The sequence below is a fragment of the Shimia sp. MMG029 genome, assembly GCF_027947445.1.
GTDB lineage: Bacteria > Pseudomonadota > Alphaproteobacteria > Rhodobacterales > Rhodobacteraceae > Shimia.
This window is the reverse complement of the sequence record NZ_JAQJIM010000015.1, coordinates 19,683-30,551: the sequence shown is the minus strand read 5'-3', so window position 1 is coordinate 30,551 and position 10,869 is coordinate 19,683. Positions and strand designations below refer to the sequence as shown.

Annotated in this window: 7 protein-coding genes; all 7 read left to right on the top strand. The window is 55.6% G+C overall.

Annotated elements, in window-relative coordinates; genetic code table 11:
• The coding region (locus tag PJL69_RS19760; RefSeq protein ID WP_333781893.1) for an L-fuconate dehydratase at positions 1–1,282 on the top strand (1,282 nt) is incomplete at its 5' end.
• Positions 1,283–1,657: 375 nt separating this feature from the next.
• Positions 1,658–4,615 (top strand): Hint domain-containing protein, encoded by a 2,958-nt coding sequence (locus tag PJL69_RS19755; RefSeq protein ID WP_271311225.1) that lies wholly within the window; start codon positions 1,658–1,660, stop codon positions 4,613–4,615.
• Positions 4,615–5,661 (top strand): hypothetical protein, encoded by a 1,047-nt coding sequence (locus tag PJL69_RS19750; RefSeq protein WP_271311224.1) that lies wholly within the window; start codon positions 4,615–4,617, stop codon positions 5,659–5,661. The genes PJL69_RS19755 and PJL69_RS19750 overlap by 1 nt, the downstream gene beginning before the upstream one ends.
• Before the next feature lie 287 nt (positions 5,662–5,948).
• Entirely contained in the window at positions 5,949–6,155 is a 207-nt protein-coding gene (locus PJL69_RS19745) for a YgaP family membrane protein (RefSeq protein WP_271311223.1), read from the top strand.
• A 219-nt stretch (positions 6,156–6,374) separates the two neighbouring features.
• Positions 6,375–7,259, top strand: coding sequence for an MBL fold metallo-hydrolase (locus tag PJL69_RS19740; protein WP_271311222.1), 885 nt, complete (start codon positions 6,375–6,377; stop codon positions 7,257–7,259).
• Positions 7,260–7,316: 57 nt separating this feature from the next.
• Positions 7,317–8,996, top strand: coding sequence for a bifunctional protein tyrosine phosphatase family protein/NAD(P)/FAD-dependent oxidoreductase (locus PJL69_RS19735; RefSeq protein ID WP_271311221.1), 1,680 nt, complete (start codon positions 7,317–7,319; stop codon positions 8,994–8,996).
• A 90-nt stretch (positions 8,997–9,086) separates the two neighbouring features.
• A complete protein-coding gene (locus PJL69_RS19730) occupies positions 9,087–10,844 on the top strand; it encodes a SulP family inorganic anion transporter (protein ID WP_271311220.1) in 1,758 nt (585 codons plus the stop codon).
• The last annotated feature ends 25 nt before the right edge of the window (positions 10,845–10,869 follow it).

Below are 10,869 nucleotides of genomic sequence, written 5' to 3'. Positions count from 1 at the left end.
CAAAATGACAAAGATTACCGGAATTCGAACACACGATCTGAGGTTCCCCACGTCTGAAAGCCTTGATGGTTCAGATGCAATGAACCCAGACCCCGACTATTCAGCCGCATACATCGTGCTGGAAACAGACGGAGCACATGAAGGGCATGGCCTGACGTTCACAATCGGACGCGGCAATGAAATTTGTGTGACAGCTCTCAATTCGTTGGTACCTCTGATCAAAGGACTGGAACTAAACTGGATTATTGAAGATATGGGGCGTTTTTGGCGTCACATCACGGGCGATAGCCAGCTTAGGTGGATCGGTCCAGACAAAGGCGCCATCCATATGGCCGCAGGCGCGGTCATCAATGCGGCATGGGATCTTTGGGCAAAGAACGCAGGCAAACCGGTTTGGCAACTCGTTTCCGACATGAGCCCAGAAGAGATCGTACGGCTGATCGATTTTAGGTATCTCACAGATGCGCTCTCCCCAGAGGAAGCTCTCGCTATCCTGCGCAAGGCTGAAGCAGGGAAACAGGACCGCATCGATAAGCTGCTTTCAGAGGGATACCCTTGCTATACGACGTCTGCTGGGTGGCTGGGCTATCCCGATGATAAACTGCGTCGCCTTTGCAGAGAAGCGAAAGACGCTGGATTTACCCATACCAAGTTTAAAGTTGGCCGGGATCTGGAAGACGATATTCGTCGCCTAAAAATCGCACGCGAAGAGCTGGGCGAAGAGATGAATATCATGATCGACGCCAATCAGGTGTGGGATGTTGACCAAGCAATCGATTGGGTCAACACGTTGGCGTTCGCTAAACCTCTGTTTATTGAAGAACCCACCAGCCCCGACGATGTTTTGGGGCATAAAGCGATCCGCGAAGGCGTTGCCCCCATCAAAGTAGCAACCGGCGAAATGTGCCAAAACCGCATCATGTTCAAACAGCTGATTGTCTCTGGCGCAATCGACGTGGTGCAAATTGACAGCTGCCGCATGGGTGGACTGAACGAAGTGCTGGCTGTGATGTTGATCGCACATAAGTATGGACTGCCCGTGTGGCCGCATGCAGGTGGTGTCGGCCTTTGCGAATACGTGCAACATATGTCGATGATCGACTACGTAGCAATTTGCGGAGAGAAAGACGATCGGCGCATCGAATTCGTCGACCATCTTCACGAGCACTTCGTCGACCCTTGTGTTGTCAAAAACGGGGCCTACCTTGCCCCCTCATTGCCGGGGTTCTCAATTGAGATGAAGCAAGACAGCATCAACTCATATGAGTTCCAGCCTGCATAAGGCGATGCAAAAAAACAACTGGGAAGGCAGATACATGCCTTCTCAAGCCCAGCAATACAGCTCTGACCATCCTCACGAATCAGAAAAATGCGATTTTTGGTATAATAATTATGTGCCAGCCCCGAGACTGTACTCGGCTTCGAAACAATAAAGCCCCCCACCCTCTGAACCGACGCATATGGTCAAAAAACGACATCATTATGTCTGAAATTTGCGTGACTAATCTTTTATTTACAAATGTTTAGTTTGAAGTTAGCGGAACGATAGATGACGAATTTGGCGCAAGAGGAACCGAAAACGACCTCGCTCCTTGCAGTCCAAATTCAGACAAACGCGGAATTCGATCTTTGAACGGCCAAAAATAGGGGAATAGCTATGTCTGGAGGAAGTGGCAGCGGAAGCGGAAGTGGCAGCGGTGGCGGTGGCAATTCGTTAGGCCCCTTAAAGCTTGGTCCAGACGGTGTCGTACGCGGCGGCAATGGCAACGACAATATTTTCCCCGGCTACAAAGATAGCGACGGAGATCGCGTTGATTCAAACGATGCCCGCCTGCCAACGGAAGGCGGTAATGACGACATCATCTACGCGAATGGTGGCAACGACACGGTGAATGCCGGATCTGGCAACGATTATGTCGATGCTGGCAGTGGTAATGATGTGGTGCAAGCTGGCTCTGGCCATGATGTGGTCGCAGGCAATGCAGGGAATGACACCATCGACGCCGGTACGGGCAATGACACCGTCTTTGGCGGTGGCGGCAATGATAGTATTCGCGCTGGTTTCGGCAATGATCGCATCTACGGTGACAATGAAAGTGGCAACACGGGCAACCTGCTCACAAATGGCAATTTCAGCCAGGGTGGTGCAGGCTGGCAGCGTATTGACGGAAACGGCGACGGCGTTGTTCCATATATCAGTGGCGACGCCCGTTTCAACACCGGCGGTCGGGCCGCAGGTAGAGATGCAATCCAGCAAACCTTCGCGACCAACATTGGCGCGGAACACACGGTGTCTCTGGATCTTTACGAAAACAACGGTGGCGTGGCCCATCACGGTTTCCGCATCGATGTTTTGGATGCCGATGGCAATGTGATTTCCTCGGAGTCCGTTGCCGTTCAGAACAACACCACACAGAAGGTCAGTTTCACCTTCACCGCCACCACGCCCAACACCACGCTGCGGATTACAAATACAACCGCCACCGGAAAACACCAGACCAGTGATGGTAAGGTGGACAATGTATCCGTTGTCGAGGCCCCTTCTGAGCCGGGGAATGATACCATCTACGCCGAAGATGGCGATGATTGGGTCGATGCCGGGGATGGCAATGATATCGTTGATGGTGGAATCGGGCATGACACGCTGCTTGGTGGGCGCGGAAACGACACGCTAACCGGAGGCATCGGAAATGATTCTCTGGACGGTGGGGCCAACAACGATATCCTGTTTGGCAACGACGGTGCGGATACGATCAATGGCGGCGACGGGGACGACTTTGTCGATGGGGGCCACAGCTCCGATGTGATGGACGGGGGGGACGGTATTGATACCGTGACCTATGAAAACTCCTTCGGTACAGCTGCGGAGTTCGTCGAATTGGATCTGCAGGCAGGGACCGGTCGTTTGAACGGTGGCCCTGATGTGGAAACCGTGCGCAATTTCGAAAATGCCATCGGTAGTCGGGGCAACGACAAAATTTCTGGTACAGACGGCGACAACGAACTGAAAGGCGGAGGCGGAAACGACACCCTTGATGGACGTGGTGGCAACGACAGGCTCTTTGGTGGCGACTCAAATGACCTCGTGATTGGTGGCCAAGGCATTGACCATCAAGATGGGGGCGCCGGCAACGACACGGTGTCCTTTGATGGTGCCAATGGGGATGGTGTTTCCTATGTCCGTTTTGACATGGCCACGGGAGGGGTATCTCTCGTCAATCACAACAATCAGGTTGTCGGCCATGAAACTGCGACCAACTTCGAAAACGCCATCGGATCCAGCGGCAATGACTGGATCACAGCCGATGGTGGAGACAATCGCGTAGAAGGCGGAGGCGGCAATGACCTTGTTCAGGGCGGTGCTGGAGATGACACGCTGGAAGGGGACGGCGGCAACGATTATCTGATCGGTGGCGGTGACAACGATCTGATCGACGGTGGCGAGGGCTCCGACAGGCTCTACGGCCAGGATGGCTCCGATACCTTTGTCAGTAGTGAGGGCCACGATACGGTCGATGGTGGAGCAGACCGTGATACTTACAAAAGCGCTGATCCAGATGATGATCACATTGACGCTTACATTGACAATGCCGGCGGCGGCTATGTTGATAAGCTTGGCACTGGCGGACGTGACACGCTTTCCTCCGTTGAGCATTACGTCGCTGATGAAACAGCCAACGATGATTCCATAACCCTGACCACAGCCGTCACCGATGTCTCGACCATTACAGGTTTGGATAACAGTGCCACTGGTGTATTCACCTCTTCGAAAGGTCAAACGATCCAGTTCGGCGGACAGGGTCAACCTACTCTGCGCGACATCCTTGATGGGAATGTTCAAGGAATCTTCCCGCGCGGCACGTATCAAATCACCTCCGGCGACGAGAGTGGTCAAATAGGAAACATCTCTTTTGAGAATTTCGAAGAGATCAATTTCACTGTTGTCTGTTTCACTGCAGGAACGCGCATACTGACACCAAATGGCGACATTGCGGTCGACGCGCTAAATGCAGGAGACCTGATCTCAACCAAAGACAGAGGCGCTCAGGCAATTCGCTGGATCGGATGCAGACATATTCCTGCCGAAGAGCTGGATATGCGCCCGCACCTAAAACCCGTACGTATTTGTGCCGGAGCGCTTGGGACAGGCCTGCCAAACCGAGATCTGATTGTTAGCCCACAACACAGAGTCTTGATTTCCTCAAAGATTGCAGAACGCATGTTTGGGCAAAAGGAAGTTTTGATTGCCGCCAAGAAACTAACCAAGTTTGATGGAATTGAAGTGATCGAAGACAATCCGGATGGCGTGTTCTACTATCACTTTCTGTGCGAAAATCACGAACTCGTTTGGTCCGAAGGCGCGATTACCGAAACGCTCTTCACAGGTGCTGAAGCGCTCAAATCGCTTTCCCCTGTGGCGCGTGACGAAATTTTCGAAATCTTCCCGGAACTTAAAACTGGGGACGAGAGCGGCATACCAACTCTTGCGCGCACCACACCAAGAGGCGCCAAGCTTCGTTCGCTGTTAGACCGCCTACAGCGTAACAAACAGCACTTGGTCAGCTCATCGCCGGATGCGCTCAAACCAATCGCCCGAGAAAGACATATGCATTAATGGCCAATGCATTGTCAAAATTGCAGGACTTAGAAACCGTTGCCGGGGTGAGAGTGTCAGAACTCATCGCGGCGACGGAAACACACTTTGGTGTTCCTGTGATCCGGGCAAGCTGTCCAGGAGGGCGGGATCGCTCGATTTTTCGAGTACATCTACAAGATCGAACACTCATCGCATCCCGTCGACGCAACACCAAAGGAGCAGCGCTAGAAAAGCGTATATTGGAATACGTCGCCCCCTGTACGGACCACTTTCCACAGCTGCTTGGCGAGCAAAACGGTTTCCTCTTTCAGACTGATATGGGATCCATGAGTTTAGCCCATAAACTCAGCGCATTGGATCCTTACGCAGCACTGAAGATTTTTGATCAGGCAATCGTCTCTGTATTCAACTACCAATTGGAGATTGGTCGACCACTCCCAGAAGCTAAAGTCCCGGTCTTGTTCGCCAAGCCGGAAAAACGAAAGTACTTCTGCGATGGGCCGCTAAGAACGGCCGAAGTTTTTGGTGTGCCACTCTCTGGATTCGAACCAGATAGCGTATCAAAAGAATTCAACCCAACGGACGCCAGCTTTCTGAAGTGGGATAACAGAGTCGCGAATGCTTCTGTAGCAGCCGAGGGCACAATCGGGTGGTTTGACTTTGAAGACAGTTTTGTCGGCGCTGGCTTTGAAGACTTGGCATGGATTGCCGCCGACGAGTTTCATGCATTCGCCTTTTCAGATATTTACCCATTGTTTGCGAAGCGCATCGAGGAATTTCATGGCCTTGCGGCGTCCGTGGTTCTCCGCCGCTTCAATCTCATGACGACACTTCTGATTGCCCTAAGAACCCGACGCATTGGTCGGCACCTTTTGAAACGCGGCCGATGGTATACGCGTCAGGAAATTGAACACTCCGACCGTGTCGGCGCACATCCAACTATGCTGAAAGCTCTGCTGCTACGTGGAATGCACTTTGCAGAACTGGAAAAAGAAACACTGCCCTTGGTGCAAATGTTTGACCGCATTCTAGATCAGCTTTCGGAAGCGCGCCTCAAGGACTAGAGGCTTGTTGCCAAGTTGAACCTCAAATCCATCGGGCCTCGCTAGCAACTGTCCTCAAACAAAACTGCGTCAAACGGATAGAACTTGTCTGTCAAAAGATGACAGCTAAATTTCAACTGCAAATAGCAGAGCGCCCAAGCCACAGACCAAAGTCGGTAAATCGACGGCTGCACGTTATTGAACATGTCCACGTTGTGGAAAATATTGGCGCTTGGTGACGATGTCACCAAAGTCTCCGCGCGCCGCATGCGAATGTGGCTACGCAACGATTCGACCTGGAGACGAAAATGATGAAGAACATGGGAATGATCGACCGCGGCGGCCGCCTGATCATCGCGGCGGCGTTGGTGTATCTGGCGCTGGTTGCAGGCGTTATTGGCGGTGTCCTTTTCTGGATTGCCCTAGCTGTCGCCGCTGTTTTCACGCTGACAGCGTTTGTCGGGAATTGCCCGCTTTACCGCATCGTCGGCCTTAAGACCTGCCGCGACTGCTAATCCATACGCAGGCCAAGGGCGTAAGGGGCATCCCATTTGAGACTGCCTTAAGTGCTCTGCACCGCACCAAGAGGCGTTTGACTTCGGCAGGGAGATTGCCGGGGCTGCGCGCCAGCGGTGCGGCTGCCGAGGCGCGCCTTCAGGCAATACGCATTCCCGCATGCCGTCACTGATTTGGAAGACCAAGGGCGCAGGGCGCGTCCTGAGGAGGAGAAACCTATGACTGATTATCCCGTCAACATCACTGTGAAACCTGAGGTTCAGGCGTTCTTTGACGAGGCGACCAACACCATCAGCTACATTGTCAAAGACCCGTCGTCAAAGAGCTGCGCGATCGTGGATTCGGTGATGGATATCGACTATGCTGCGGGGCGTATCACCTTTGATCACGCAGACGCGCTGATCCGCCAGATCGAAACACAGGGCCTTAAGCTCGAGTGGATCATCGAGACCCATGTGCATGCCGACCACCTGAGCGCGGCGCCGTATCTGCAAGAGCGGTTGGGCGGGAAAATCGGGGTCGGCTCCAAGATCACCGTGGTGCAGAATGTGTTTGGCAAAGTGTTCAACGAAGGCACCGAATTTCAGCGCGACGGGTCGCAGTTTGATGCGCTGTTTGAGGATGGCGACACCTACATGGTCGGCAATATGCAGTGCTTTGCGATGTATACGCCGGGGCACACGCCCGCCTGCATGGTGCATGTGATGGGAGATGCGGCCTTTGTCGGGGATACGCTTTTTATGCCTGATGGCGGCTCTGCCCGCTGTGACTTTCCCGGCGGCTCAGCAGAAGAGCTTTATGAGAGCATTATGAAAGTGCTGGCGCTGCCGGATGCGACGCGGCTGTTTATGTGCCACGACTATGGACCCGGCGGCCGTGCCATCGCCTGGGAAACCTCGGTGGCGGAGCAGAAAGCGGCCAATATTCACGTTGGCCAAGGCAAAACCAAGGAAGAGTTTGTCAAGTTCCGCACCGAGCGGGATGCGCAGCTCTCGATGCCAAAACTCATCATTCCATCGCTGCAGGTGAACATGCGCGCAGGCGAAGTGCCGACCGATAAAGACGGCAATCCGATGCTCAAAGTGCCGGTCAACGGCCTGTAAGCGACGATGCGCGTTGAGGCGCGCGATCCGCCAAAACCGCCCGGAGGAGGGGTTCACATGAACATCAAACGACTAGCCGATCAGGTTTCGGTCAGCCCGCAGATTGCAGCCGATGATATTGCCGAGATTGCCGCGCAGGGCTTTCGCACCATTCTGTGCAATCGGCCCGATGGCGAGGGAGGCGATCAGCCCTCCTTTGAGGAGATAGAGGCCGCCGCCAAGGCCGCAGGGATCGAGGCGCGCTATGTGCCGGTGCAATCGGGCATGGTGCGCGATGAGGATGTGGCCGCATTTGGCGCGGTTTTGGAGGAGGTCCAGCGCCCGGTTCTGGCCTATTGCCGGACCGGAACACGCTCGGCAACACTGTGGTCTTTCCATCAGTCCAAATCGCGCCCGATGGCGGAGATTCTCGTGGTCGCCAAAGCGGCGGGCTATGACATGAACGGCGTGGCGCGGCGTATTGCCAATGGAGGCACAACTCCCACAGATACCGGAGACGCGCATTTCGAAGTGGTGATCGTTGGCGCTGGCGCCGGGGGCATCTCGGTTGCCGCCAGCCTGAAGGCACGGCAATCGGGCCTCAATATCGCGGTGATTGATCCTGCTGACATCCATTACTATCAGCCCGGCTGGACCATGGTAGGCGGCGGCGTATTTGAGGCGCAAACAACGGCCAAGACCATGGGATCTCTCATCCCCAAAGGCGTGCATTGGATCAAATCCGCGGTGGCGGCGTTTGAGCCGGAAAACAACGCGGTCATTCTGGATGGCTGCCGGGTTGTGAAATATGACCGGCTGGTTGTCTGCCCTGGCCTGAAACTGGATTGGGAAGCGGTCGAAGGCCTTGAGGAGACACTGGGCCGCAATGGTGTGACCTCAAACTACCGCTATGATCTGGCGCCCTATACCTGGCAGCTGGTGCAGGATTTGCAGAGGGGGCGTGCGCTGTTCACCCAGCCGCCGATGCCGATCAAATGCGCGGGGGCACCGCAGAAGGCGATGTATCTTTCCGGAGATGCTTGGCACCGCAATGGGCGGCTCAAGAACATCGACATACAATTCATGAATGCTGGCGGGGTGCTTTTCGGGGTGAAGGACTATGTCCCTGCGCTCTCGCAATATGTGGAGAAATATGACGCAACCCTGAACTTCTTCCACAACCTCGTTGCGGTGGACGGGGCTGCGAAGAAGGCCACGTTCAACGTGGCCCAGCCAGAGACCGAACCAGCCGAGGTCTCGGTCGACTTTGACATGATGCATGTCTGCCCGCCGCAAGTGGCGCCGGATTTCATTCGGGTATCGCCCTTGGCCGATGCCGCGGGGTGGGTCGATGTGGATCAGGCCACCTTGCGCCACACGACTTATGACAACATCTGGTCCCTTGGCGATGTGATGAACGCGCCAAACGCCAAGACCGCTGCCGCCGCGCGCAAACAGGCGCCAACTGTGGCCGACAATATCGTGGCAGATATTGCGGGGCGCTCGCCAACTTCGGCCTATGACGGATATGGTTCCTGCCCGCTCACGGTAGAGCGCGGCAAGATTGTGTTGGCGGAATTTGGCTATGGCGGCGTGCTCAAGCCCAGTTTCCCCACCTTCCTGCTGGATGGCACCAAGCCCAGCCGCGCGGCCTGGTTTTTGAAGGAGACCATGCTGCCACCGATTTACTGGAAGGCCATGCTCAAGGGGAAGGAGTGGCTGGCAAAACCGAAGAAGATCAAAGTCGCTCCGAACTAAGGCGCATCCCGCCAGCGTCGCGCCTGCCTGCTCCTATTCGCGATGGGCGGGCGTAGGCCTATGCGATGGGCAGAGGCCCGTGAAACTCAGATGACGGAAAACACAATGTCCCACCCCCTGCACCGGTTTGTTCCCATTCTTGATTGGGGGCGCCGCTATGACCGGAACGCGCTGTCAAACGACCTGATCGCATCGGTAATCGTAACGATCATGCTGATCCCGCAGTCGCTGGCCTATGCGCTGTTGGCGGGGTTGCCGCCGGAGGCAGGCATTTACGCCTCGATTGCGCCGATTATCCTTTACGCGATCTTTGGCACCAGCCGCGCTTTGGCGGTGGGGCCGGTGGCGGTGGTATCCTTGCTGACCGCGTCAACCATCGGGCAGGTGGCCGAGCAGGGGACCGCTGGGTACGCGGTTGCAGCGCTCACGCTGGCGTTTCTGTCCGGCGCGTTTCTGGTGCTTTTGGGGGTGCTGCGCCTCGGGTTTTTAGCGAATTTCCTGAGCCATCCGGTGATTGCCGGTTTTATCACGGCCTCGGGCATCCTGATTGCCGCCAGCCAGCTCAAACATATTCTGGGCGTCAGCGCCCATGGCCATACGCTGCCGGAGATGCTGTTGTCGATTGCCCAGCACCTGAATGAGATCAACTGGATCACAGTGGTGATTGGCGTTCTGGCCGCGGGCTTTCTGTTTTGGGTACGCGGCAACCTGAAGCCGCTTCTGAATAAGCTCGGGACGGGGCCGCTGCTGACTGATCTTCTGGCCAAGGGTGGCCCGGTTTTTGCGGTGGTGGCGACCACGCTTGCGGTCTGGGGGCTGAATTTGGGGGAAGAGGGCGTGCGCATTGTTGGCGATGTGCCGCAAAGCCTGCCGCCGCTGACCCTGCCGGGGCTGAGCAGTGATCTTATCGGCGCGCTGTTACTGCCCGCCATACTGATTTCGATCATCGGGTTTGTGGAAAGTGTTTCGGTGGCGCAGACCTTTGCGGCCAGGAAGCGCCAGCGCATTGATCCGGATCAGGAGTTGATTGGACTGGGGGCGGCCAATCTGGGGGCGGCGTTCACCGGGGGCTTTCCCGTCACCGGCGGCTTTTCCCGCTCGGTGGTCAATTTTGATGCCGGCGCAGAAACCCCTGCAGCGGGGATCTTTACGGCAGTGGGGCTGGCAGCAGCGGCGGTTGCGCTGACCCCTCTTGTGTACTTCCTGCCAAAGGCAACGCTTGCCGCGACAATCATCGTAGCAGTACTTGCGCTGGTGGATTTTTCGATCCTGAGAAAGACATGGGCGTATTCTCGCGCGGATTTCATCGCGGTGGCGGCCACGATCCTGCTGACGCTGGGGCTGGGTGTGGAGGTTGGTGTGGCCAGTGGCGTGGCCATCTCTGTGCTGCTGCATCTTTACAAGACCTCCAGACCCCATGTAGCGGAGGTGGGGCTGGTGCCGGGCACGCAGCATTTTCGCAATATCCACCGTCATGAGGTGGAGACCGTACCCGAACTGGTGACGTTGCGGGTGGACGAGAGTCTCTACTTCGTCAATGCGCGGTTCCTTGAGGATTTGATCCAGCGCCGCGTCACTACCGGCTGCGAGGTGCGCGATGTGGTGTTGATGTTCTCAGCGGTGAATGAAGTGGACTATTCCGCCTTGGAAAGTCTGGAGGCCATTAACAGCCGTCTGAAAGACATGAGAGTGGGCTTGCATCTATCAGAGGTGAAAGGACCGGTGATGGACCGGCTGCAGCGCTCGCATCTGATTGAGGTGCTCAACGGCGAGATTTTCCTGTCTCAATATGACGCCTGGCAGAAATTTGGCGCACCTATTGAAGTCGCAAGAAGTCGCCAAGCTTAGCCTTATTGTGAGACACTTGAACATG

What these genes read in the sequence shown, in the direction of transcription:
- PJL69_RS19755 (WP_271311225.1), top strand. Translation starts at nt 1,658, where the DNA reads ATGTCTGGAGGAAGTGGCAGCGGAAGCGGAAGTGGCAGCGGTGGCGGT.
- PJL69_RS19750 (WP_271311224.1), top strand. Translation starts at nt 4,615, where the DNA reads ATGGCCAATGCATTGTCAAAATTGCAGGACTTAGAAACCGTTGCCGGG.
- PJL69_RS19745 (WP_271311223.1), top strand. Translation starts at nt 5,949, where the DNA reads ATGATGAAGAACATGGGAATGATCGACCGCGGCGGCCGCCTGATCATC.
- PJL69_RS19740 (WP_271311222.1), top strand. Translation starts at nt 6,375, where the DNA reads ATGACTGATTATCCCGTCAACATCACTGTGAAACCTGAGGTTCAGGCG.
- PJL69_RS19735 (WP_271311221.1), top strand. Translation starts at nt 7,317, where the DNA reads ATGAACATCAAACGACTAGCCGATCAGGTTTCGGTCAGCCCGCAGATT.
- PJL69_RS19730 (WP_271311220.1), top strand. Translation starts at nt 9,087, where the DNA reads ATGACGGAAAACACAATGTCCCACCCCCTGCACCGGTTTGTTCCCATT.